Origin of the sequence: Sphaerisporangium sp. NPDC005288 (genome assembly GCF_040607475.1) — a bacterium.
GTDB lineage: Bacteria > Actinomycetota > Actinomycetes > Streptosporangiales > Streptosporangiaceae > Sphaerisporangium > Sphaerisporangium rhizosphaerae.
In genome coordinates, this window is the sequence record NZ_JBEXGT010000030.1 from 97624 (window position 1) to 119782 (window position 22159).

The 22159-nt window shown below is 71.5% G+C and carries 23 protein-coding genes; 8 read left to right on the plus strand and 15 right to left on the minus strand.

The window, feature by feature from the left end; genetic code table 11:
* Positions 1 to 62 precede the first annotated feature (62 nt).
* Together ABZU32_RS26340 and ABZU32_RS26345 are read right to left on the minus strand one after the other, a co-directional pair.
* Positions 63 to 1295: an aminotransferase class III-fold pyridoxal phosphate-dependent enzyme gene (locus ABZU32_RS26340; RefSeq protein ID WP_354852758.1), complete on the minus strand. Its 1233-nt coding sequence runs from the start codon at positions 1293 to 1295 to the stop codon at positions 63 to 65.
* A 4-nt stretch (positions 1296 to 1299) separates the two neighbouring features.
* Positions 1300 to 2259, minus strand: coding sequence for a sugar kinase (locus tag ABZU32_RS26345; RefSeq protein ID WP_354926081.1), 960 nt, complete (start codon positions 2257 to 2259; stop codon positions 1300 to 1302).
* 116 nt (positions 2260 to 2375) lie between these two features.
* Here ABZU32_RS26345 and ABZU32_RS26350 point away from each other — a divergent pair, with 116 nt between their 5' ends.
* Positions 2376 to 2966 (plus strand): TetR/AcrR family transcriptional regulator, encoded by a 591-nt coding sequence (locus ABZU32_RS26350; protein ID WP_354926083.1) that lies wholly within the window; start codon positions 2376 to 2378, stop codon positions 2964 to 2966.
* Between the two features lie 76 nt (positions 2967 to 3042).
* Entirely contained in the window at positions 3043 to 3666 is a 624-nt protein-coding gene (locus ABZU32_RS26355) for a class II aldolase/adducin family protein (protein WP_354852753.1), read from the plus strand.
* A gap of 67 nt (positions 3667 to 3733) precedes the next feature.
* Here ABZU32_RS26355 and ABZU32_RS26360 read toward each other — a convergent pair whose 3' ends face one another.
* Both ABZU32_RS26360 and ABZU32_RS26365 read right to left on the minus strand, forming a co-directional pair.
* On the minus strand, positions 3734 to 5182 hold the full coding sequence (locus tag ABZU32_RS26360) for an FHA domain-containing protein (protein WP_354926085.1): 1449 nt from the start codon (positions 5180 to 5182) through the stop codon (positions 3734 to 3736).
* A 334-nt stretch (positions 5183 to 5516) separates the two neighbouring features.
* Complete coding sequence (locus ABZU32_RS26365; RefSeq protein ID WP_354926087.1) at positions 5517 to 6653, minus strand: site-2 protease family protein; 1137 nt, start codon at positions 6651 to 6653, stop codon at positions 5517 to 5519.
* A gap of 113 nt (positions 6654 to 6766) precedes the next feature.
* Here ABZU32_RS26365 and ABZU32_RS26370 point away from each other — a divergent pair, with 113 nt between their 5' ends.
* Entirely contained in the window at positions 6767 to 7627 is an 861-nt protein-coding gene (locus tag ABZU32_RS26370) for a RecB family exonuclease (RefSeq protein ID WP_354852748.1), read from the plus strand.
* Positions 7628 to 7630: 3 nt separating this feature from the next.
* Here the strand turns inward: ABZU32_RS26370 and ABZU32_RS26375 are convergent, their stop codons facing one another.
* Positions 7631 to 7861, minus strand: coding sequence for a hypothetical protein (locus tag ABZU32_RS26375; RefSeq protein ID WP_354926089.1), 231 nt, complete (start codon positions 7859 to 7861; stop codon positions 7631 to 7633).
* A 239-nt stretch (positions 7862 to 8100) separates the two neighbouring features.
* On the opposite strand from ABZU32_RS26375, the gene ABZU32_RS26380 reads away from it, so the two are divergent.
* A complete protein-coding gene (locus tag ABZU32_RS26380) occupies positions 8101 to 8925 on the plus strand; it encodes a helix-turn-helix transcriptional regulator (RefSeq protein ID WP_354852744.1) in 825 nt (274 codons plus the stop codon).
* On the plus strand, positions 8913 to 9128 hold the full coding sequence (locus ABZU32_RS26385) for a DUF397 domain-containing protein (RefSeq protein ID WP_354852742.1): 216 nt from the start codon (positions 8913 to 8915) through the stop codon (positions 9126 to 9128). Before ABZU32_RS26380 ends, ABZU32_RS26385 begins: the two co-directional genes overlap by 13 nt.
* Before the next feature lie 111 nt (positions 9129 to 9239).
* Here the strand turns inward: ABZU32_RS26385 and ABZU32_RS26390 are convergent, their stop codons facing one another.
* Positions 9240 to 10142, minus strand: a complete 903-nt coding sequence (locus tag ABZU32_RS26390) for a helix-turn-helix transcriptional regulator (protein ID WP_354926091.1) — start codon at positions 10140 to 10142, stop codon at positions 9240 to 9242.
* Between the two features lie 196 nt (positions 10143 to 10338).
* Between ABZU32_RS26390 and ABZU32_RS26395 the strand changes: the two genes are divergently transcribed.
* The 3 genes from ABZU32_RS26395 (at position 10339) to ABZU32_RS26405 (ending at position 13217) form a co-directional block, all read left to right on the plus strand.
* The gene (locus ABZU32_RS26395) at positions 10339 to 11148 is read left to right on the plus strand and encodes a HAMP domain-containing sensor histidine kinase (RefSeq protein ID WP_354926093.1); all 810 of its coding nucleotides are present in this window, start codon (positions 10339 to 10341) and stop codon (positions 11146 to 11148) included.
* A gap of 174 nt (positions 11149 to 11322) precedes the next feature.
* On the plus strand, positions 11323 to 12537 hold the full coding sequence (locus tag ABZU32_RS26400; protein WP_354852737.1) for a sensor histidine kinase: 1215 nt from the start codon (positions 11323 to 11325) through the stop codon (positions 12535 to 12537).
* On the plus strand, positions 12534 to 13217 hold the full coding sequence (locus tag ABZU32_RS26405; protein ID WP_354852735.1) for a response regulator transcription factor: 684 nt from the start codon (positions 12534 to 12536) through the stop codon (positions 13215 to 13217). Before ABZU32_RS26400 ends, ABZU32_RS26405 begins: the two co-directional genes overlap by 4 nt.
* A 47-nt stretch (positions 13218 to 13264) precedes the next feature.
* Here the strand turns inward: ABZU32_RS26405 and ABZU32_RS26410 are convergent, their stop codons facing one another.
* The 9 genes from ABZU32_RS26410 to ABZU32_RS26450 all read right to left on the minus strand — a co-directional run.
* On the minus strand, positions 13265 to 13852 hold the full coding sequence (locus tag ABZU32_RS26410) for a Uma2 family endonuclease (RefSeq protein ID WP_354852733.1): 588 nt from the start codon (positions 13850 to 13852) through the stop codon (positions 13265 to 13267).
* A 155-nt stretch (positions 13853 to 14007) separates the two neighbouring features.
* Positions 14008 to 15060 (minus strand): dipeptide ABC transporter ATP-binding protein, encoded by a 1053-nt coding sequence (locus tag ABZU32_RS26415; RefSeq protein WP_354926095.1) that lies wholly within the window; start codon positions 15058 to 15060, stop codon positions 14008 to 14010.
* Complete coding sequence (locus ABZU32_RS26420; protein ID WP_354926097.1) at positions 15057 to 16082, minus strand: ABC transporter ATP-binding protein; 1026 nt, start codon at positions 16080 to 16082, stop codon at positions 15057 to 15059. The genes ABZU32_RS26415 and ABZU32_RS26420 overlap by 4 nt, the downstream gene beginning before the upstream one ends.
* Positions 16079 to 17098, minus strand: a complete 1020-nt coding sequence (locus ABZU32_RS26425; protein ID WP_354926099.1) for an ABC transporter permease — start codon at positions 17096 to 17098, stop codon at positions 16079 to 16081. Before ABZU32_RS26425 ends, ABZU32_RS26420 begins: the two co-directional genes overlap by 4 nt.
* A gap of 90 nt (positions 17099 to 17188) precedes the next feature.
* Entirely contained in the window at positions 17189 to 18967 is a 1779-nt protein-coding gene (locus ABZU32_RS26430) for an ABC transporter substrate-binding protein (RefSeq protein WP_354926101.1), read from the minus strand.
* A 56-nt stretch (positions 18968 to 19023) separates the two neighbouring features.
* Complete coding sequence (locus ABZU32_RS26435) at positions 19024 to 20016, minus strand: ABC transporter permease (RefSeq protein WP_354926103.1); 993 nt, start codon at positions 20014 to 20016, stop codon at positions 19024 to 19026.
* A 578-nt stretch (positions 20017 to 20594) separates the two neighbouring features.
* Positions 20595 to 21086: a cellulose synthase gene (locus ABZU32_RS26440; protein WP_354852722.1), complete on the minus strand. Its 492-nt coding sequence runs from the start codon at positions 21084 to 21086 to the stop codon at positions 20595 to 20597.
* 166 nt (positions 21087 to 21252) lie between these two features.
* The gene (locus ABZU32_RS26445) at positions 21253 to 21930 is read right to left on the minus strand and encodes an HAD family phosphatase (protein ID WP_354926105.1); all 678 of its coding nucleotides are present in this window, start codon (positions 21928 to 21930) and stop codon (positions 21253 to 21255) included.
* A gap of 45 nt (positions 21931 to 21975) precedes the next feature.
* Positions 21976 to 22159, minus strand: a 184-nt coding sequence (locus ABZU32_RS26450) for a vitamin B12 dependent-methionine synthase activation domain-containing protein (protein ID WP_354926107.1), incomplete at its 5' end; no start/stop codon positions are given.

Genomic DNA, 22159 nt, shown 5'->3' on the forward strand with positions numbered 1-22159 from the left:
GCGAGGCGCGGTCCGGAGCGCGCCTCGTGGCAGGAGGCGCGCTCCGGAGCGGAGGCTTCGGCTCAGTCGGCGCCGAACTTCGCGCGCAACGCGGCGAAGGCGGCGTCGGTGCCGGCCAGCGCCCGGTCGATGTCGGCGTCGGTGTGCGCCGCCGACAGGAACCAGTTGTGCCACGGGTGGAGGTACACCCCCTCCTTCAGGCACGCGCCGGACCAGTACATGCCCTTCTCCAGGGTCGTGTCGCCCTCGAAGGACAGCCACGGGATCTGCACCGGACCGGTCTGCCTGACCACGAACCCGTGGGAGGCCGCCTGCGCCGCCAGCCCCTCACGCAGCCGCGTCCCGGCCCGCTCCATCAGCGCCGGGCCGTCGATGTCGCGCAGCGTCTCGATGGTGGCCTTGGCCGCGGCCATGGCGACGGCGGAGAACCAGAACGACCCGGTGGAGTACAACGTCTGCGCCGGGCCGCGCAGCGCGTCGGTGCCGGTGACCGCCGCGATGGCGTAGCCGTTGGCCATCGCCTTGCTCCACGCGGTCAGGTCGGGGCGCACGCCGAGCGGCTCCCACGAGCCGCGCAGGTCGAGCCGGAAGCCGGCGCGCACGTCGTCGATCACCAGGGCGGCGCCGATGCGGTCGGCCAGGGCGCGCACCCCCCGCGCGAAGGCGGGGTCGACCGGCTCCTGGTCCTCGAAGGAGTCGTGCTTGAACGGCGTGACGATGATCGCGGCCACGTCCCCCTCAGCCTGGGCGGCGGCGGCCTCGGCGCCGGCCAGGTCGTTGTAGGGGTACTCGATCAGGTCGGCGCGCTCGCTCGGGGTCGTGCCGGCCAGGCTGGGGGTGCACCACGGGTCGGCCCCGTGGTAGGCCCCGTGGGCCACCAGCACCTTGGAGCGCCCGGTGGCGGCGCGGGCCACCATGAGCGCCTGGGTGGTGGCGTCGGTGCCGTTCTTGGAGAACATCACCCAGTCGGCCGAGGGGATCAGGTCGACCATCAGCTCGGCGAGCTCCACCATGACCGGGCCCGGCCCGTTCAGGCAGTCCCCCGCGGCCTGCTGGGCGGCCGCCGCCTGCTCGACGCGCGGGTGCCGGTGGCCGAGGATGACCGGCCCCCAGCTGCACATCAGGTCGAGGTACTCGCGCCCGTCGGCGTCCCACTGGCGGCAGCCCTCGCCCCGGACGAAGAACTGGGGGTAGCCGGGGGCGAAGATCGCGGCGTTGAGGTGGCCGTACATGCCGCCGGGGACGACCTTGGCGGCCCGGTCGCGCAGTTCGGCGTCGGACACTCTGTCGGACATGTGCTCAGATCCCTTCGGTGGCGGGCAGCGCCCCGGCGCCCTCGTCGGCGAGGCGCTGGAGGTGGTCGACGGTCAGGCCGTCGAGTCCGGCGTCGGAGCCGAGGCCCCCGGCGACCCGGGCGGCCAGGGCGGTGCCCAGGCGGGCGGCGCCGGTGACCTCGTGCCCGGCGAGCAGGCCGGCGATGAACCCGGCGCAGTAGGCGTCGCCGCATCCGGTGGTGTCCACGACGGGCGTGCGCAGGGCGGGCACGCGGACCGCCCCGCCGGCCGTGGCGACCAGGCTGCCCTCGGCGCCGAGGGTGATCAGCACGCCCGCGGGGCCCTCGGCGAGCAGCATGGCCGCCGCCTCCTCCACCGACGACGCGCCGGTGATCATGAGTGCCTGCTCCTCGTTGGGCAGGAAGTGGTCGACGTGCGGCAGGAAGGCGCGGGCCCCCTGCATCAGGTCGGGCATGTTGGACAGCAGGTCCATCGTGACCAGCGTCCCGCCCCGCCTGGCGGCGGTGAGCAGTTCGAAGAAGGCCGGGTCGTGCAGGCCCCAGGTGACGTCCATGCCGCCGAGGTGGACCACGCGCGCCCCGGTCACCTGGGCGGGGTCGAGGTCGGCGGTGGACAGGGTCAGGTTGGCGCCGGGGACGTGGAAGGAGGGCCGCCCGCCGTCGGGGCGGATGGGCAGGATGGAGGCGGCGGTCTGCTCGCCGGTCTTGCGCACGACGCCCCGCACGTCCACGCCGTGCCGTTCCATGAGCATCAGCAGCAGGTCGCCCAGCTCGTCGTGGCCGACCGCGCCGGCCGAGGCGACCGGCACCCCGAGCTTGGCCAGGTCGACGGCGGTGCCGGCGGCGGCGCCCGCGGCCGTCACCCTGATCTGCTCCAGCAGGTGGGTGTCCTGGCCCCGGGGGATGGACTCCACGGGCCGGGCCAGCACATCGACGATGTGCACCCCCAGCGTGAGGACGGTCATGGCGCTTCCTTCGTCCGATACGGGGATTACGCGGATTGCCGGATAATAGACGGGCGCCCGACTAAAATGTCAAGGCGTGGTCGGGTCACATCGGGACCCGCCGTGAAGGGACGGGCATGCCGAAGATCGTCAATCACCGGGAACGCCGCGAGGAGGTCGTGGACGCCGCCCGCAGGGTCATCCTGCGCGAGGGCATCGACGCGGCGACCACCCGGGCCATCGCCAAGGAGGCCGGCTACTCCAACGGCGTGCTCACCCACTACTTCGCCGACAAGGACGACATCCTGCTGTCGGCGCTCAGGGCCTCCCATCGGCGCATCGTGAGCCGCCTGAAGGACAAGCTCACCGGGCGCTCGGGCCTCGCGGCGCTGCGCGAGGTGCTCCTGGACAACCTGCCCCTGGACGAGGAGCGCGCGCAGGAGACCGCCCTGGAGGTCGGTTTCTGGGGCCGCAGCCTGGCGGGCGGCCGGCTGCTGGAGGTGCAGCGCGAGGAGGCCGGCGAGCTGCGCTATCTGGTGCGCACCCTGCTCGACGCGGCCGCGGCGGCCGGCGAGATCGCCACCGGCGAGGACCTCGACGACGTCGCCGCGCGGCTGCTCGCCCTGGTGGACGGACTGAGCCTGCACCGGCTGCTCTACCCCGACCGCCTGCCGCCCGGTTCCCTCACCCGGCTCATGGGCGCCGAGCTGGACCGCCTGACCCCGTGAGCGCGGGCGGGACCGCGCCACGGCATCTTGACCGCACGCCGGCACGCGGCGGGGACCACGAGGAGAACGGAGCGAGATGAGGCTTGCGCGCGAGCGGGAACGGCTGTGCGACATCGGCCGCCGCATGGTGGAGACCGGGCTCGTGCTCGGCACCTCGGGCAACATCAGCGTCCGCGACGGCGACCTGGTGGCGGTCTCGCCCGGCGGGGTCGCCCTGGACCGGCTCACCCCCGAAAGCTGTCCCGTCCTGGACATGTCGGGCCAGGTGCTGGAGGGCGGCCGCAAGCCCTCCTCGGAGGTGCCGATGCACCTGGCGCTCTACGAGAGCACCGGCGCCGCGGCGATCGTGCACACCCACTCACAGAACGCCGTCGTGGTGTCGGCCACGATGAGCGAGCTGCCGGCGATCCACTACAACGTGATGCTGCTCGGCGGCCCGGTCCGCGTGGCGCCCTACGCGACCTACGGCACCCCCGAGCTCGCCGGCAACGTCCGCGCGGCCCTGGAGGGCCGCCTGGCGGCCCTGATGGCCAACCACGGGGCCGTCGCCGTCGGCGCCGACCTGGAGCAGGCCCTTGAGGCCGCGCGCCTTCTGGAGTGGCTGTGCGCCGTCTACGTCCAGGCCCGGACGATCGGCGAGCCGCGCATCCTGTCCGAGGCCGAACTGGCCGCCGTCGTCGAGCGCGCCGTCCGCGGCTGACCCCCCGGCGACGACTCCGGGCGGCCGTCCCGGTGGGACGGCCGCCCGGACTGGAGCGGGGCGGGCGTCAGTCCGTGCGGTGGGACTCGTAGCGCATGGTGCGCGACACGCCGACGCGGACGGTGGTGCCCGGCAGGATGGGCACCGGCTCGTTCGGCGGGATGTCGTAGAAGTTCGGGTCGCCGGGCGGCTGTACCTGGGTGCCGTTGACCGAGCCGAGGTCGATCAGGTTCACGTCCCAGCCGTCCAGCCGCACCCGCAGGTGGCGGCGGGAGACCGAGCCGTCGGGGCTGGTGACCCTGGCCGGGCGCGCCTCGCCCGAGGTGACCTCCGGCGCCCGCTCGGGGTCGCGTCCGAGCAGGTAGTCGCCGTCCAAGGTCAGCGTCAGGCCGTCGTCCAGCAGCAGCACCCCGAGGGGCGGGCGCTCCCCCTTGTAGGGCACCAGCGTGCGCTGCACCAGGGCGATGCCGCAGACCGCGCAGTAGGGCACGCGCGGGTCGTTGAAGTGGTCGTTCTTGCAGTCGACCCCGTAGACCATGGGCCGGCTGAGCGGCTCGGGCGCCGGGCCGGCCTCGGTGGGCTCCAGGAGGGCGCCGGGGGTGTCAGGCCGGTCCTCACCGCCCTCCAGCAGGTAGGACTCGAAGCCGGGCGCCTCGCCCTCGCCGGGGCCGCCGGGCGCCGCGCCGGGGTCCACGGCGGCCATCTCGGGGTCGGTCAGCAGGGACGGCGACGCCTCGTGCTCGCGCTCGGGGGGCGGCGCGGAGGCGAGGGGGGCCGGCTCGGGCAGGGAGGGCACGGACATCGGCGCCGCGCCCATGCCGTACGGCGCGCCCGCGCCGGGCTCGGGACGGGACGGCTCGGGCTCGGCCAGGCTCGCCCCGCCGGACGGCCCTGACCGGCCGGGCGACGCGGACGCCCCGGAGGAACCGGACAGCCCGGAGGGGCCGGACGCCGTCACCGGGTCGGGACCGGGGAAGGGATCGGCGGCCATCGCCTGGCGCACATTCCCGGACCCCTCGGCGGCCGGGCCGCCGGCGTCCTGCCCATCGGTGAAGGAGCAGATCACGCCGCCACCGGGGATCACGCCCGCGTCCAGCCGGGCCCGCCTGATCGGCGGCCCGGCGTCCGGCAGGCGCAGCTCGACGGCCGACACCGGCCCGGCGACCAGCCGGTCGGTCCAGGTCAGGGCGTCCTTGCCGTCGAGGCGGACCTCGGTGCCCGGCCCGGTGATGGACGCCTGGGCGTCCCCGCTGACCAGCACCGCGATGCCGCCGCCCACCGGGCCGGCGAGGGCGCAGGCGATCGGCTCGGCCGTCATCGAGCGCGCGAGGACCTGGGCGGCGCGCCGGGCCAGGGCCCTGCCGTCGCCGCCGGAGGCCGCGGTCTCGCGCACCGCGGACAGCAGCTCCTCGGCGACGGCGTCGGCCGCGTCGCACACCAGCAGCAGGCCGCCCACATGGGCGATCAACCCGTCGCCGGGAAGCGGACGCACCACCCCCACGCCTTGCTCCGTCACAGAACTCTCCCTCTCCGAAAACGCCACCGGATGGACGGCACCCGCATCGGGTCGCCCACCACCAGCCAAACACTAATCCGGACGACGGCGAACCGTGTCCGGAGGGTGGCGGGCGGGACCGGGTCGATGAGGCTACCGATGGCACCGGACCGTAGCAAAAACCACAGCAGAAGTCCCTCCGCGACCAAGGTGAGCAGACCGAACAAGCTCCGCCTTTCTCCCCGCGGATCGGCTCCTCATGCCACGCCGGAACCGGGCGGAGGCGAAGGCCGAGGAGCGCCGTGCCGGGACGGGCCCGGTCGCGGCGCGGCCCCGGTCGCGGACGAGGAGCGGGTCAGACCCCGCTGAAGACCCGGTTGACGTCGGCGGTGACCAGCACGCCGTAGACGTCCCCGCCCCGCTCGACCAGGAGGTACTCCCCCGAGGGGGTCTCGCGCATGGCGTCGATCAGCGACTCGCCCGCCAGGTCGGCCGGCAGGACCAGCGAGGGTTCCAGGCTGCGCGACAGCGCGCCGACGCTCACCCAGGGCCGCCGCTGCTCGGGCGTGGCGGCGACGGCGGCCTCGTTGACGATGGCCGTGGGGTGCCCATCGTGGTCGACGACGACCATGGCGCCCGCCTGCGCCTCGCGGGCGCGGCGCATGGCCTCGGCCAGCGGCACCTCGGCGGTGACCGCGATGGCGCGCCTTGCCAGCGTGCGGGCCTGGAGGTGGGGCATGCGGGCGCGCACCTTGGCCACCTGCAGCGACTGGCTCGCGCCCATCCAGATGAAGGAGGCCAGCAGCACCGACCACAGCACCTGGCCCCAGTCGGGCTCCTGCTCGGTCACCCAGGAGGAGCCCAGGGTCAGCACCACCAGGGCGACGGCGAGCCCGCGCCCGAACCAGGCGGCGGCCTTGGTGCCGGTGACGGAGTTGCGGGTGAGCTTCCACACACCGGCCCGCAGCATGCGGCCGCCGTCGAGCGGCAGGCCGGGCAGCAGGTTGAACACCCCGACGATGAGGTTGGAGACCCAGAGCTGCAGGATCAGCACGGACGGGATGGTCTCGGCGGGCACGACCAGGCTGACGGCGAACCCGGCGGCGGCCAGGCCCAGCGACACCAGCGGGCCGACGAAGGCGACGAGGAACTCCCGCGACGGCGTCTCGGGCTCGCGCTCGATCTCGGAGACCCCGCCGAGCATGTAGAGCGTGATGCGCCGCACCGGCAGCCCGAAATGGCGGGCCATCACGCAGTGGGCCAGCTCGTGCAGCAGCACCGAGATGTAGAGGAAGACGGCGAAGACGAAGGCGACCAGGTAGGTGGTGAAGGTGGTCCTGCCCGGCAGGTGGTCGGCCACCACGGGCTGGAAGGTGTAGGTGATGAACGCCGCGACGATCAGCCACGTCGGCGACACGTAGATGGGAATGCCGAACGGGCTTCCCATGCGCAGCCCCGGAGACGCAGGCCGTTGCGGGGTCTGGGTGCTCATGATTGTCGTCGTCCCTCCTCGTGCCTCGATGCTACGCGCCTCGCGGCGCGGAAAGACCTGCCCGAAGGGCGTCCCCGGCCTGAAGTGTCGCCCGGCTGACCTACAGTTCCGGCATGAGCATTTCGGAGCCGCCCGCGATCATCGGCAGTCTCTCCCCCTCCCGCGCGGGTGACTTCATGACATGTCCGCTGCTCTACCGCTTCCGGGTGATCGACCGGCTTCCCGAGCGCCCCTCCCCGGCCGCCGTGCGCGGCACGCTGGTCCACGCGGTGCTCGAGCGGCTGTACGACCTGCCGGCCGCCGAACGCGACGTCGCGGCGGCGCAGGCACTGCTCGACCCGCAGTGGACCCGCCTGCTGGAGCAGTCGCCCGAGTACTCCGCCTTGTTCGAGGACGACTCCGAGCACGAGCGCTGGATCGGCCAGGCGCGCCAGATGCTCGAGCGCTATTTCGCCCTGGAGGACCCGCGCCGCCTGGAGCCGGCCGAGCGCGAGCTGTACGTCGAGGCGGTGCTCGACAGCGGGCTGATGCTGCGCGGCTACATCGACCGCGTCGACGTGGCGCCCACCGGTGAGGTGCGGGTGGTCGACTACAAGACCGGCAGCGCGCCGGGCCGCGACTTCGAGGCCAAGGCGCTGTTCCAGATGAAGTTCTACGCGCTGGTGCTGTGGCGGCTGCGCGGCGAGGTGCCCCGGCTGCTGCAGCTGATGTACCTCGGCAACGGCGAGATCGTGCGCTACGCCCCCGACGAGGCCGACCTGCTGGCGACCGAGCGCAAGGTGCAGGCGCTGTGGGAGGCCATCGAGCGCTCGCTGACCACGCGCGAGTGGCGGGCCCGCCGCTCGCGGTTGTGCGACTGGTGCGACTACCAGGCCCTGTGCCCGGAGTTCGGCGGCACTCCCCCGCCGGTGCCCGACCGGCGCCCCGGCGACACCATCAGGGGCGCCCGCCGCGCGGCCACCGACGAACTCTGAAGCTCAGGCGCCGTCGGCGCCCCCCTCCTCGTCGAGGTGGGGCGGGATGCCCAGGGCGGCCTCGTCCGGCCCGCAGTGTTCCGGGCGCCAGGAGACGGCCGGCCCCTCGGCCTGGCGGCGGCGCTCGGCGCCCACCATCTCGCTGACGGTCTCGCGCACGCGCCTGACGGTGTCGAGGTTGGCGTGCCGCTGGGCCTCGGGGATGTCGCGCCGTCCGTAGCCGAAGTGCATCACCGGACCCCCTTCGTCCGCCGTCGCTCTGGACGAGGTCTCCCCACACGCTCACGATGAAGCTGTGGCATGTTCGTCATCGCCTCCGCCGTTCACGCCGCCACCGACCGCTCACCGTTCCCAGAGTGCCGCCGGTCGACTACGTACGGTACTCATTGAGATCCATTGCGTATTCGACACTTTGTGTGTAAAGACTTGTGGAAGGCGTCAGGAGACCAGTAAGAACCGACGAACGGAGCGAGATGCCCGCCCCCCGAGAGCTCGACCCGGCCGCCTCCGCCCAGGCCCTGTTCGGCTACGAGCTGCGGCGTCATCGCACCGCGGCCGGTTGGACGATGGAGCAGCTCGCGCAGAAGATCTGCTTCTCCGTCGCGCTGGTGGGCATGGTGGAGAACGCCCGGCGCTCCCCATCACGCGACTTCGCCGAGCGCTGCGACAAGGCGTTGCAACTGGACGGCGCCCTGCTGCGGCTGTGGCCGTTCATCAACCGCGCCTCGACCCCGTCCTGGTTCCGTCCGTGGCTGGAGGTCGAGCGCGAGGCGGCCACCCTTCGCACCTGGGAGCCGCTGGTGGTCCCGGGGCTGCTGCAGACCGAGGAGTACGCGCGGGCGATCTTGCTGGGTGAGCCCCGCGTGACTCCCGAGGACGTCGAGGAGCAGGTGGCGGCCCGCATGGAGCGCCAGCGCATCTTCGAGCGTCCCGAGCCGCCCATGCTGTGGGCGGTGCTCGACGAGGCGGTGCTGCACCGGCCGATCGGCAGCGCGCAGGTCATGACCGCGCAGCTGCACCGCCTGCTGGAGGCCGGAGCGCTGCCGTGCGTGACGATCCAGGTCGTCCCCCTCAGCGCGTACTCCACCACAGGGCTGGAAGGGGGGTTCATTATCGCCCAGACGCGCGGCCTGCCCGATACCGTTTACCTGGAGTCCGCAGGTCACGGCCAGGTCGTCGAGCGGGCGGCGGAGGTCGAAGAGCTCACCGTTCGGTACGAAGTGATCCGCGCTGAGGCGCTTCCCCAGCGCGCGTCACTCGAGTTGATCAGGGAGACGATTCAGCGATGGACCACCTGAAGGACGAGCTGCGCGAAGCGGCATGGTCGAGATCCCCCTACTCCGGCAGCAGCGGCGGCAACTGCGTCGAGGTGGCCCGCCTGCCCGGCGGCCGCGTCGGCGTGCGCGACAGCAAGCGCCCCGCCGGTCCCCCGCTGGTCTTCGCGGCCAGCGAGTGGACCTTGTTCAGTCACGGCGTGAAGGCGGGGCACTTCGGCGCCTGAGCCCTCCCGTGGTCCGTACGGTCGCCGGCGAGACCGTGCGGATCCCCGAAAGCGGCCGGACCTCACGACGGCCCGCCCGGAAGGCGGGCGCCCGCGTCCGTCCACCGCCGCTCAGGCGGCGCCACCAGGAGACCGGCGATCCTTCCGGGTTTCGGAACCGGCCGGGATGTTGCCCTCTTCGACGTACTTGACCAGCAGTCGCATCGCCTCGGCCGACGGCGTGCCGGGCTCGACGGTGTAGATGAACAGCGTCTGGTCGGGGTCTCCAGGCAGCGACAGCGTGTGGTAGGTCATGACGATGTCCCCGACGATGGGATTGTCGTAGCGCTTGATCCCCCTGACCCTCTCGTGGACGTCGTAGCGCGCCCACAGCCGCCGGAAGTCGGCGCTGTCCTTCGTCAGGCCGTGGATCACCTCGGCCAGCCGGGGGTCGTCCGGGCGGCGGCCGAACTCGAACTTCAGTATGGCGGCGACGTTGGCGGCCACCCCTTCCCAGTCGTCGTGCAGCCTGCGGGCGCGCGGGTCGCAGAAGATGTACCGCGCCATGTTGCGCTCGGCGGCCGGCATGGCGTAGAAGTCGCAGCACAGCGCCCTGAGCAGCCGGTTGGCGGCCAGCACGTCGCAGCAGCGGCCGATCACGAACGCCGGGATGCCGCCCTGTTCCAGGCTCTCCAGCAGTTGGTAGGTCTCCCGGGCGACCCGCTGGGGCCGGCGCGGAGGATGTCCGCGCGCGGGACCCGCCCCCGCCAGGTCGAGCAGATGGGTCCGCTCTGTCTCGTCCAGCCGCAGAGCGCGGGCGATGGCCGCGAGGACCTCTCGCGAGGCGTTGCGGCTGCGGCCCTGTTCCAGGCGGGTGTAGTAGTCGACGCTGACCCCGGCCATGCGGGCCAGCTCTTCGCGCCGCAGCCCCGGGACCCGCCGCCGTCCGGCGGAACGGTCGTCCTGAGGCTGCTCGGGACTCAGCCGGTCACGGCGTGATCGGAGGAACTCCCCCAGTTCCGTAGCATGGGCCATATGTCCAGTATGTCGGGTTTGTTGAATGTCTCCATGCCGGGTCGCGCCTAGCCTGGTACTGGTGGTCCCGGTCTGAAGGGTGCCAGTTCAAACCCCTGTTCTCCGCCCTCCCACGTGCTTTGCTGGAAGAGCATCACCTGACAGGCCCACCAGTGACGCCGGACGTTCACCTCCAGACGGCCGGAAGGAGGACGGCATGACCGATTCGATACTCAAGGCGACGCTCGACCGGCTCGACCGGGCAGGCAGGCAGGCCGATCGGGCCACGGCCCGCGCCGAGCAGGCCATGCGCCAGACCGCGGCCGTGCTTGAGGAACAGCGCCGCTTCGCCATCGACGCCTCGCACGAGCTCCGCACCTGCCTGGCCGGCCTGCGCGCCGAACTGGAGGAGGCGCGCATGCACCCCGACCAGACCGACCTGGGCGAGCTGCTGGAGCGGACGCTGGCCGGCGTCGGCCGCCTGCAGGCCGCCATCGGCGACCTGCTCCTGCTCGCCACCACCGAGCAGGGGGAGCCGCGCGAGTCCGAGCGGGTCGACCTCGGCGAACTGGCCGCCGAGGCGGCGCCGGAAGGCGCCGATGTGGTCTGCGTCCCGGGCCATGGGGTCACCGTCGAGGCGGTGCGGCCGGACCTGGCGCAGGCTCTGGCCATCCTGCTCGGCCGGGCGCGGCGGGGCGAGGGCGACGGCACGGTGGTGCGCGTGCGGGTGCGCCGCGACGGCGACTGCGCCGAACTCACGGTGACCGGCGACGGGGCGGCCGCGGAACACGAGCGGATGGAGCGCCTCACGCGGCTGGACACCTTCCCCCGGGGCGACCAGGCCGGCCTGAGCCTGGCGGTCGCGCGGGGCATCGCCCACGCCCACCACGGCACGCTGTGGGCCTACCTGCGGCCGTCGGGCGCGAGGAGCTTCGTGCTGCGCCTGCCCGTGGCCGCGTCCGGCGACGGTGACACCGCCGACCTGGAGCGGGTCGCGCACGCCCCCCGCCCCTTTCGCGCCGCCTGAACCGACCGGCCGGCCGGCCCGCGCGCCGGCGTCGCGATCAGCGGCCGGCGGCCTGCCCGGACCCACCGGACCCGAGCCGCCGCCCGCCGCCCGGCCGGTGGTCCTTCCCCGGGATGAGGACGATATCCATCCTCAGCAGGGTGGCGAATAGCACGGAAGTCCTAAATTGAGAGGGTGCGCACGACCCCCGGCAGCCCGCGAGCCTGGCTCAGAGCCCATCCTCTGATCGGCGACTCGGCCCTCGCTCTTCTCATCACCGCGCTGTCGGCCGCCACGGTCGTGGTCAACGCCGCCGGCGCCCCCACCGCCGGGGTCGGCCCCACTAGGTCCCCGGACGCGCTCAGCCTCGTCCTGATCACGCTCACCTGCGCGGCCGTGGCGCCGCGCAGGCGCTGGCCGCTCGTGCTGCTGTGCCTGGCCGAGCTGCCGCAGGTCGCGCTGGCCGCGCTGGACTACGACGCCGGGCTCACCGGGCTGGTGTCGCTCATCCTGCTCTACACCGTGGCCGCCTATCGGGGGCTGGCGCTGAGCCTGGTGGCCGCCGCGGTCGTCTCCCTCTCCCATCTCACCTCGATGCTCCTCGGCGCGGACACCGGCGGCTGGGGGCAGCAGACGTTCGTCGTGGTCGTGGCGCTGACGGTGTGGGTGGTGGGCCGCTCGATCCGGCTGCGCCGGGCCTACCTCGCCGAGCTCGTCGACCGGGCCGAGCGGCTGGAGCGGGCCCGGGAGGCCGACACCCGCGCCGCCCGCGCCGAGGAGCGCTCGCGCATCGCCCGCGAACTGCACGACGTGGTGGCCCACCACGTGAGCGTGATGACCGTCCAGGCCGCGGCGGCCCGCAAGGTGCTGGACACCCGTCCGGAGGCCGCCAAGGACGCCCTGGTCGCCATCGAGGAGATGGGCAGGACCGCCATGCGCGAGATGCGGGGCATCGTGGGCGTGCTGCGCACCGACGGCGAGGCCGGGGAGCGCGCGCCCCAGCCCGGCATGGGCGACCTGCCCGGGCTGGTCGACCAGATGCGCGAGGCGGGGCTGCGGGCGCAGCTGTGGGTCGAGGGCGAGCGGCGAGCGCTGCCGCCGGGCATCGACCTGGCCGCCTACCGCCTGGTCCAGGAGGCCCTCACCAACAGCCTGCGGCATGCCGGGCCGGCGGCGCGGGCATGGGTGACCGTCCGCCACGACCCGGGCGAGCTGCTGGTACGGGTGGAGGACGACGGGACGGGCGTCAACGGGGCGAGCCCGCGGGGGCCGGACGACCGGCAGGGACACGGTCTGGTGGGCATACGCGAACGAGTCTCACTCTATGGTGGAATCCTGCGAATCGGCCCGCGCCAGGGGGGCGGATTCGAGGTACGGGCCCGTTTCCCCCTCAAGGACTCACACACATGACAATCAGGGTGCTGCTGGTCGACGACCAACCGCTGCTGCGCACCGGCTTCCGGCTGATCCTCGAGGCCGAGCCCGACATCACGGTCGTCGGCGAGGCGGGCAACGGGTCGACGGCCCAGGACCAGTCGCGGGCGCTGCTGCCCGACGTGGTCCTCATGGACATCCGCATGCCGGGAGTCGACGGCATCGACGCCACCCGGCGCATCGTCCGGGACGCCGCGCCGGGCGCCCACGTGCCCCGCGTGCTGGTGCTGACGACCTTCGACCTGGACGAGTACATCGTCGAGGCCCTGCGCGCCGGCGCCAGCGGCTTCCTGCTGAAGGACGTGCCCCCCGAGGAGCTGGTGCAGGCGATCCGGGTGGTGGCGGCCGGGGACGCCATCGTCGCGCCGAGCGTGACCCGGCGGCTGCTGGACAAGTTCGCCACCCGGCTGCCCTCGGCCCACCAGCAGGCCACCCCCGCCCGCGTGCACCGGCTGACCGAGCGCGAGCTGGAGGTGCTGCGCCTGATCGCCCGGGGCATGTCCAACGCCGAGATCGCCGCCGAGCTCGTGGTCAGCGAGACCACCGTCAAGACCCATGTGGGCAACGTGCTGACCAAGCTGGCGCTCCGCGACCGGGTGCAGGCCGTGGTCCTGGCCTACGAGACCGGCCTGATCACCCCCGGCGCCATCCCCTGATCACCGACGTGACCGCCGGCTTCCGCCTCACCCGGTCCCGCCCCGCGTCACAGTGACGTCAGCGCCTCGAACGACACCTCCACCGAGACCGGATCATCGAAGGACAGACGCCGGGTGTGCCCGCACCTCAGCTCGTATCTCCCTTCGGACAGCCGATGCTCCTCGATGAGTTCCACCTCCTCGCCCGCCTGGTCGAGGAAGACCAGGAGATAGACCGGAATCCCGGCCGCGGCATAGGCGGCCTTCTTGTCGACGGTGTCGGTGCGGTACGAACTCTCCGGCGAGACGATCTCCACCACGAGCAGGGCGTCCGTCGCGTACAGGCGCCGGTCGCCCGGCAGGCAACGGAACACCGTGACATCGGGGCGCCGGAGGTTGAGGGGAAGGTCGCTGATGCGGACGTCGACGTCGGTCTCCACCATCAGGCAGGGCTCCGGCTTGCGAGCCTGCTCCAGCGTCGCGGCCAGCCGTCTTCCCACCCGGTTGTGCATGCGTGAAGGACTCTCGCACTTGACGATATGACCGTCGATCACCTCGATCGTGCGGCAGAAGTCCTCAGGCAACGCCTTGTAGTCCTCCGCCGTGATCTGGTCGGGAATCCAGCGGTACCAGTCACCGGGCACGCGACTCGTCATGGCCATACCTTAACGACCACCCTTCGCCCCTCCACGTCCACATCCACTCCGCGTGATGACATGGACACTCTAAGAAGTCGCCAAGGGTGCGTGCGGCGGAACGGGGGATCTCATCTGGGAGATGAGCCCCCGCGGCCGCGGCGATCGGGTAGGGCCTACTCCGCGGCCGGGCCGGGCGCGGCGGGGACGGCGTCCGCGGGGGGCGCGTCGTTCGGGGAGGGGACGTTCTCCGGGAAGTGGCAGGCGGCCTGGTGGCCGGGGGCCAGCAGCGTGAGAGGCGGCTCCACGGTCTTGCAGATCTCCTGGGCCTTCCAGCAGCGCGTGTGGAACCGGCAGGCCGGCGGCGGGTTGATCGGGCTCGGCACGTCGCCCTGCAGGCGGATGCGCTCGCGCCCCCCGCGCCCCTTGACGTCCGGCACCGGCACGGCCGACAGCAGCGCCGTGGTGTAGGGGTGCATGGGCGTCTCGTACAGGCCCTTGCGGTCGGCGATCTCGACGATCTTGCCGAGGTACATGACCGCCACCCGGTCGCTGATGTGCCGGACCACCGACAGGTCGTGGGCGATGACCACGTAGGTGAGGTCCAGCTCGTTCTGCAGGTCCTCCAGCAGGTTGACCACCTGGGCCTGGATGGACACGTCCAGAGCGGACACCGGCTCGTCGGCGATGATGAGCTTGGGCTTGAGCGCGAGCGTCCGGGCGATGCCGATGCGCTGCCGCTGGCCGCCGGAGAACTCGTGCGGGTAGCGGTTGTAGTGCTCGGGGTTGAGCCCGACCAGCTCCAGGATCTCCTGGACGGCCTTCCTGGTGCCGTGCTCGGTCTTGACGCCCTGGATGCGGAACGGCGCGCCCACGATCGCGCCGACCGTGTGGCGCGGGTTGAGCGAGCTGTAGGGATCCTGGAAGATCATCTGCATGTCGCGGCGGAGCGGCCGGAGGGCGCCCTGCGACATGTGGCTGATGTCCCTGCCCTCGAATACGATCTTCCCGCCGGTGGGCTCGAGCAGCCGGGTGATCAGCCGCCCGGTCGTGGTCTTGCCACAGCCGGACTCGCCCACCAGGCCGAGGGTCTCGCCCTTGCGCACGTCGAACGACAGGCCGTCGACGGCCTTGACCGCCCCCACCTGGCGCTTGATCAGGCCCTTGGTGATCGGGAAGTGCTTCTCCAGCCCGTCGACGGACAGCAGGGCCTCGGGCGTCTCGCTCACACCGACTCCAGGTTGGGCTTGATCTCGTTCTCCCAGATGGCGCGCCGTTCCTCGGCCGCCATGTGGCAACGCACCAGGTGCCCGCCCTCGCTCTCCAGGAGCTCGGGCACCACGGTCTTCGCCCTGCCGTCCGTGCGCCCCTCGAAGGCGCAGCGCGGGTGGAACGCGCAGCCGGGTGGGACGTTGATCAGCGACGGCGGGGTGCCCTTGATGGGCATGAGACGCTCGGTGCGGTCGCGGTCGAGCCTCGGCATCGAGCCGAGCAGGCCCCAGGTGTAGGGGTGCTCGGGGCGCTCGAAGATGCCCTCGGCCGAGCCGTACTCGATGCACTTGCCGCCGTACATCACCAGGATGTCGTCCGACAGCTCGGCGACCACGCCGAGGTCGTGCGTGATGATGATCAGCGCGGAGTTGAACTCCTGCTGCAGGTCGCGCATCAGGTCCAGGATCTGCGCCTGGACGGTCACGTCCAGCGCGGTCGTCGGCTCGTCGGCGATCAGCAGCTCGGGGTCGCACGACAGCGCCATGGCGATCATGGCGCGCTGACGCATGCCGCCGGAGAACTCGTGCGGGTAGCTGTCGACGCGGCGGTCCGGCTGCGGGATGCCGACCCGGCCGAGCATGTCGATCGCGTGCTTGCGGGCGACCGCCTTGCTCACCTGGTTGTGGATGCGGTACGCCTCGATGATCTGGGCGCCCACGGTGTAGTAGGGGTGCATGGCCGACAGCGGATCCTGGAAGATCATCGCCATCTTCTTGCCGCGCAGCGTGCGGACGTGCTCGGCGCTGCTCGCGACCAGTTCCTCCCCGTCCAGCCAGATCTCGCCGGAGATCTTGGCCCGGCCGCCCTTGTGCAGGCCGAGGATGCCGAGGCTGGTCACGCTCTTGCCGGAACCGGACTCGCCCACGATGCCGAGGGTCCTGCCGCGCTCAAGGGAGAACGACAGCCCGTCCACCGACTTCACCAGGCCGTCGTCGGTCGGGAAGTGGACCCGCAGGTCCTTCAGCTCCAGAAAACTCATGCGAGCCTCACTCTCGGGTCGACCACCGCGTAGAGCAGGTCGACCACCAGGTTCGCCAGGACGACGAAGAACGCGGCGACCAGCACCACGCCCATGACCTTCGGAAGGTCCTGGTTGGTGATCGCGTCGATGGCGTACTTGCCGATGCCGGGCAGGGAGAAGGTGCTCTCGGTGAGCACCGCGCCGCCCATCAGCAGGCCGAGGTCGAGGCCGAAGATGGTCAGGATGGGGGTGAGCGCCCCGCGCAGGCCGTGCTTGAAGACGACCACACGCTCGGTGAGCCCCTTGGCCCTGGCCGTGCGGATGTAGTCCTCGTTCATCGTCTCCAGCATGCCCGATCGCGTGAGGCGCGCGTACCCGGCGGCGTACAGGAAGGCCAGGGTGATCCACGGCAGGATCAGGCTGTAGGCCCACTGGGCGGGGTTGACGAAGAACGGGGTGAAGCTGCCGCCGGGCGCGGTGATCGCGAGCGGACGGCCGTAGCTGAACAGCACGAGGGAGACGATGCCGGTGAAGAAGATGGGCAGCGACACCCCGGCCAGGGCGATGCCCATCGCGGCCCGGTCGAACACGCTGCCGCGCCTCAGCGCCGACACCACGCCGGTCGCCACGCCGGCGATCAGCCACAGGACGGCCGCGCCGAGGGCCAGCGAGATGGTGACCGGCAACCGGCCGATCAGGTCGGGCCACACCGGCAGGCGGCTGAGGAAGGAGTAACCCAGGCAGGGCGCGGGGCAGTGCTCGGTGGTGGGACCGTAGCTGTAGTCGGCGCCGACGACGATGCCCTTGGCGAACCTGCCGTACTGGACGATCAGCGGATCGTTGAAGCCGAGCCTCTCAGCGGCGATCTTGACCTGCTCGGCGGTGGCGGTACGGCCGACGTACCGGGCGGCGAGGCTCTCGGAGGTGGCGCCCGCCAGGCGCGGCACCAGGAAGAAGATGGCGAATGTGATCATGCTCACGATGGCGAGCATGACGACACCCCAGATCAGGCGCCGGATGATGTATGTGACCACAGTCCCCCCGGCTCCGGGGGCCGGCCGGTCGGCCGGCCCCCTGCCGCGTTCACGTGTCTGTCGGATCTATCGGATGGTCCGGGCCTTCTACTACTGCAGGCCCATGTTGAGGTAGTCGTACATGCCGAACGCATCGCTGACGTAGACGTTCGTCACGCCCTTGCCGCGGATGAGCAGGCTCTTGGCCCAGATGCCCGGAAGGATGAACGCGTCGTCCATGACCTTCTGGTCGATCTGGCCCCAGATCGGCTCGCGCTTGGCGACGTCGGTCTCCAGGCTCGCCTGGTCCAGCAGCTTGTCGACCTCGGGGTCGCGGACGCTGATGTTGGAGGAGCCGCCGGTCTCGCGGATCACGCGGCTGTCGACCATCTGCTGCAGGAAGCCGTAGCCGTCGGGCCAGTCGGCGCCCCAGCCGTTGACGGCCAGGCCCAGCTTGTTCTCCTTCGCGTACCCGGGCTTGCCGGCGTACAGCGCGAAGTAGTCGGCCTGCGGGAACGGCTTCAGCGTGAGCTTGATGCCGACCTTGCCCAGGGACTGCTGCAGCGCCTCGGCGGTGGCCTTCTCCTTCGGGCGCTCGGCGCGGTAGGAGATGTTGGTCTCGAAGCCGTTGGGCTGGCCGCAGGCCGTCAGGGCCTCCTTGGCCTTGGCGGCGTCGCCGTGGTTGTCGGCACCGGCCGGGTAGGGGTTGATGTCCTTGTGGCCGGGGATGCCCGGGGGCAGCAGGCTGGTGGCGATCTGGCCGCCGGAGAACTCGCCTCCGTAGGCGGTCTGGTAGGCGACCTTGTCCGCGGCGTACTCCACGGCCTTGCGGCAGTCGAGGTTGTCCAGCGGCTTCACGTTGCCGTTGATCGAGGTGTACCACAGACGGGTGATCGTCGGGTTGTCGGTGGTTGCCTTGAGGTTCGGGTCGGTCAGCACCCGCCCGAGGGTGGCCGGCTGGGCGCCGGTGCCGGCGAGGTCGACGTGCAGGTCGCCCGAGAGCAGGCGGTTGTCGATGTCGTCGGCGTTGACGTTCGTGGTGACCTCGTAGCCGTCCGGCAGCGCCTTGCGGTTGGGGTCGGTGGCGGCGTCCCACTGGTCGTTGCGGACCAGGTTGAAGCCCTTGCCGATCTCGTTCTTGTCGAACTTGTACGGCCCCGAGGAGATGACGTGCTCCTTGTACTTGGCGCCGGTGTCCTTGGCCTTGGGGACCGGGATCGTCGCCGGGAGCTGCGCGAAGTAGTCGAAGCCGCTGTAGGGCTGCTTGAGGTGGAAGACGATCGTCTGGTCGTCGGGGGTCTCGATCGCGCTGTCGGTGTCGGCGTCCTTGGACTTGTAGGCGCCCTTGTAGTCCTTCGGCCAGTTCAGCGTGTCGTTGAAGTAGGTGTACCCGTCGGGGAACACCTCCTTGTCGAAGGAACGCTCGACGGCGTACTTGACGTCCTTGGAGGTGATCGGCGTGCCGTCCTCGAACTTCACGCCCTGCTTGAGCTTGTAGGTCCAGGTCTTGGCGTTGTCGCTCGGGACGCCCAGGCTCTCGGCGAGGTCGGGGATGAGCTCGGTGCTCTCTTTGCCGGGGGCCGGCTTGAACATCACCAGCGAGCGGCCGTACAGGCGGATGAAGTTCCAGGAGTAGCCGTAGTAGGTGTCACCCGGGTCCAGGGAGTCCCAGTCGCCGGCGTTGGCCAGCTTGATGATGCCGCCCTTCTTGTCGGAAGGGTTGTACACCTGCGTGAGGGCGGCGTTGAACTCCGCCTTCGCGCCACCACCCGCGGGCGCCGCCGCGCCCGACTGGCTCGGCGACGTCGCCGTGCCGCCGCCACAGGCGGACAGCCCCAGGGCGAGAACCGCACCCAGGGCGGTCACCCCCAGTGTGGTTTTTCTCTTCATCTACAAAACCCCTTGTTGTCGGGAGCCAGAGAACTTGCGGGGAGATCGGGTGGAGCTCAGCGGGCTCGCGGGTCCAGGGCGTCGCGGAGGCCGTCGCCGAACAGGTTGAAGGCGAGCACGGTGATGAAGATCGCCATACCGGGGAAGAACATGAAGTGCGGGATCGTGTAGAACCGCACCGCGTCCGACAGCATGCCGCCCCAGGTGGCGGTGGGCGGACGCACACCCACGCCGAGGAACGACAGCGCCGCCTCGAACAGGATGTTGGTCGGGATCAGCAGCGTGGAGTAGATCAGGATGGGCGCCATCAGGTTCGGCAGCATCTCGCGGAAGATGATGTACGGCCCGCGGGCCCCGAGGCTGCGGGCGGCGTCGACGAACTCCCGCTCGCGCAGCGACAGCGTCTGGCCGCGCATGATGCGGCCGATGTAGGGCCAGTTGAAGAAGCCGATGATGAAGACCAGCAGCGATACGCGCAGCGCGTCGCCCGACAGGCCGAACGCCGTGTCGGGCACGACGCCGGCGAGCGCGATGGCGAACACCAGCAGCGGGAAGGCAAGGAAGATGTCCATCGCCTTGCTGATCAGCGAGTCGACCCAGCCGCCGAAGTAGCCGGCGACGATGCCGAGAACGGTGCCGATGCACACCGAGAGCAGCGTGGCCAGGAAGGCGATCAGCAGCGAGATGCGGGCGCCGTAGACGACGCGGCTGAAGATGTCGCGGCCGTTGACCGGCTCGACGCCGAACAGGTGGTCGCCGCTGATGCCGGTGCCGTCCTTGGGCGCGAGGGTCTCGGAGCTGATGAGGTCCTGGTTGAAGTCGTTCGGGGGGTGCCCCAGCCAGGAGACGATCAGCGGGGCGAAGATCGCCACGAGGATCAGGAAGATCACCACGCCGGCCCCGGTGAGCGCCACCTTGTCCCGCTTGAGGCGCGTCCACGCGATCTGGCCGAGCGATCGGCCCTCGATCGCCTTGCTCTGCGTCCCCTCGAGCACGGCTTCCGGCATGGCCTGAAGCTCCGCGCCGGAGACGTCGAGCGGTGAGGTCATAGTTGTCGGCCCCCTGGATCCCAGACGACTGTGGCTGTCCGATGCGCCGCCCGCCGCCGGGTGGCCACAGGCTTCGCCCATCTTCGGGCAGGCCGCGGGTGTGCGACCCCCGGACGCAGAATCTACGTGCTGAGCTGCACTGACCAGTACCTGAGCACGCTATGTGGCTCAACTGTGATTCATGCGAAATTCATTCGTGTTGATCTTGAAGCGAATGTCCTGGGGGTGTAGGGATTGTGTCGCGGAACCGTGACACTGCGCCGGAAGCCTCGCGGGCGTAGGGGCTACGGCGCCGAAGACCCTCCGGCGCCCCTCCCGCGAGGCCGGAAATCATGGCCGGAAGACCCTGCTGGTGATCTTATCGCGGGCCCCCCGGCCCTCGATTTACCGATCTTGAGCTCGATATCGACGTTACCGGAACGTTACCTTCCGTCCATCCGGCGGCACCCGGGCGGCCTCCTTGCCCGGGCCGTTCCTTCACGACACGACAGACCCGCGCCAGGGCCAGAGGGACGCGGCGCCACCCGAGCCCAGGGCGACCCGCGCCGGGCCAGGACGAATCGAGGCGGGCCGGAGCGCTAGCTGATGCCCCGGCGCTTGAGGATCTCCTCGATGTCGGACAGGTCGTCGTCGGCGGCCGGCGCGGCGGGCTGCTTGCCGGGCAACGGGCGGCGCAACGGCTGGGTGGGGGCCGCGGCGCCGGGCGCCGGGCCCGCCGTCGCGGCGGCGCGCCCGGCCGGACGCTCGCCCGCGGGGGCGGCGGCGCGGCGCCTGCCGCGCATGACGCCGGAGACCAGGAAGAGCAGCGCCGACAGCCCCGCCACGATCACCCCGGCCCACACCATGGGCGAGAGGACCAGGCCGGTGAGGAACCCGGCGACGGCCGTGCCCGCCTGCCACAGGGCGGGCAGCGCGCCGGTGAGGTAGGCGGCGATCGGGATCAGCGACCAGGCGGCGCCGCGCAGGCCCGCGGCCGCCCCGCGCCTGCGCAGGGCCAGGAAGCTCAGCACCAGCCCCGCCGCGCTCACCCCCGCGCACAGCGGCAACCAGGCGATCTGGTCATAGGACATAACGGCTCGCCCCCCTTGTCACGGCTCTCGCTCTCCATCCTGGCACGCGAGCGGGCGCCACCCCCTCCTCCTGGAGGATGGCTCCACCCCGGCTCACGGGGGATGCCGTCCCCTAAGGGACGCCGCCGGGGATGCGTCTTCGGGTGGCCCTCCGCGGCAGGGGCGCTCAGGAGGAGGCGGTGAGGTGGCGGAGCGTGGGGAGGTCCACCTGCTTGAGGGATTCGGCCACCAGGCGGCGGGGGGCGGGCGGGATGGGGAGCAGGCTGGGGACGGCCACGACCGCGCATCCGGCGGCCGTGGCGGAGGCGACGCCGGCCGGAGAGTCCTCAAGGGCGGCGCACCGCGCGGGGTCCACGCCGAGGGCGGAGGCGGCCATGAGGTAGGGCTCGGGGTCGGGTTTGAAGCGCTCCACGTCGTCGCCGGTGACCACCACGTCGAACGCGTCGCCGCCGGGGACGCCGCCGAGGACCGCGTCGGCCATCAGGCGGGTGGAGGAGGTGACCAGGCCGGTGGGCAGGCCCGCCGCCTGGACCTCGGCAAGCAGCTCGGCCGCTCCGGGCATCAGCTCGAAGCCCTCGGCGATCAGACCGAGGACGGTGTCGATCATCCACGCCGCCACCTCGCCGGGGTCGCGGCCGGAGCCGCTCTTGGCGAGCATGTAGGCGACGGTCGCCGACATGGAACCGCCGACCAGGTTCTCCTGGTCGGCGGCGCTCCACCCCGCGCCGAGACGCCGCATCACCGACCGCTCGGCCTGGAACCAGAGCTTCTCGGTGTCGACGAGCGTCCCGTCCATGTCGAAGAAGACCGCGTCCACTGTTACCCCCGCACCGATGACCCTCACGTACACGACGACCGTACCTGAGGCCCTTCCGTGCCCTCGGGGCGGTCAGACGTTGAAGTATTTGGCTTCGGGGTGGTGGACGATCAGGGCGGAGGTGGCCTGTTCGGGATGCAGCTGGAACTCCTCCGACAGGGTGACCCCGATCCGGCCCGGGTCCAGCAACTCGAACAACTGACGCTGGTCCTCAAGATTCGGACACGCCGGATAGCCGAAGGAGTACCGGCAACCG

Coding starts and splice junctions, on each gene's coding strand:
- ABZU32_RS26340 (WP_354852758.1), bottom strand. CDS start 1,295: ATGTCCGACAGAGTGTCCGACGCCGAACTGCGCGACCGGGCCGCCAAG.
- ABZU32_RS26345 (WP_354926081.1), bottom strand. CDS start 2,259: ATGACCGTCCTCACGCTGGGGGTGCACATCGTCGATGTGCTGGCCCGG.
- ABZU32_RS26350 (WP_354926083.1), top strand. CDS start 2,376: ATGCCGAAGATCGTCAATCACCGGGAACGCCGCGAGGAGGTCGTGGAC.
- ABZU32_RS26355 (WP_354852753.1), top strand. CDS start 3,043: ATGAGGCTTGCGCGCGAGCGGGAACGGCTGTGCGACATCGGCCGCCGC.
- ABZU32_RS26365 (WP_354926087.1), bottom strand. CDS start 6,653: ATGAGCACCCAGACCCCGCAACGGCCTGCGTCTCCGGGGCTGCGCATG.
- ABZU32_RS26370 (WP_354852748.1), top strand. CDS start 6,767: ATGAGCATTTCGGAGCCGCCCGCGATCATCGGCAGTCTCTCCCCCTCC.
- ABZU32_RS26380 (WP_354852744.1), top strand. CDS start 8,101: ATGCCCGCCCCCCGAGAGCTCGACCCGGCCGCCTCCGCCCAGGCCCTG.
- ABZU32_RS26385 (WP_354852742.1), top strand. CDS start 8,913: ATGGACCACCTGAAGGACGAGCTGCGCGAAGCGGCATGGTCGAGATCC.
- ABZU32_RS26390 (WP_354926091.1), bottom strand. CDS start 10,142: ATGGCCCATGCTACGGAACTGGGGGAGTTCCTCCGATCACGCCGTGAC.
- ABZU32_RS26395 (WP_354926093.1), top strand. CDS start 10,339: ATGACCGATTCGATACTCAAGGCGACGCTCGACCGGCTCGACCGGGCA.
- ABZU32_RS26405 (WP_354852735.1), top strand. CDS start 12,534: ATGACAATCAGGGTGCTGCTGGTCGACGACCAACCGCTGCTGCGCACC.
- ABZU32_RS26410 (WP_354852733.1), bottom strand. CDS start 13,852: ATGACGAGTCGCGTGCCCGGTGACTGGTACCGCTGGATTCCCGACCAG.
- ABZU32_RS26420 (WP_354926097.1), bottom strand. CDS start 16,082: ATGAGTTTTCTGGAGCTGAAGGACCTGCGGGTCCACTTCCCGACCGAC.
- ABZU32_RS26430 (WP_354926101.1), bottom strand. CDS start 18,967: ATGAAGAGAAAAACCACACTGGGGGTGACCGCCCTGGGTGCGGTTCTC.
- ABZU32_RS26435 (WP_354926103.1), bottom strand. CDS start 20,016: ATGACCTCACCGCTCGACGTCTCCGGCGCGGAGCTTCAGGCCATGCCG.
- ABZU32_RS26440 (WP_354852722.1), bottom strand. CDS start 21,086: ATGTCCTATGACCAGATCGCCTGGTTGCCGCTGTGCGCGGGGGTGAGC.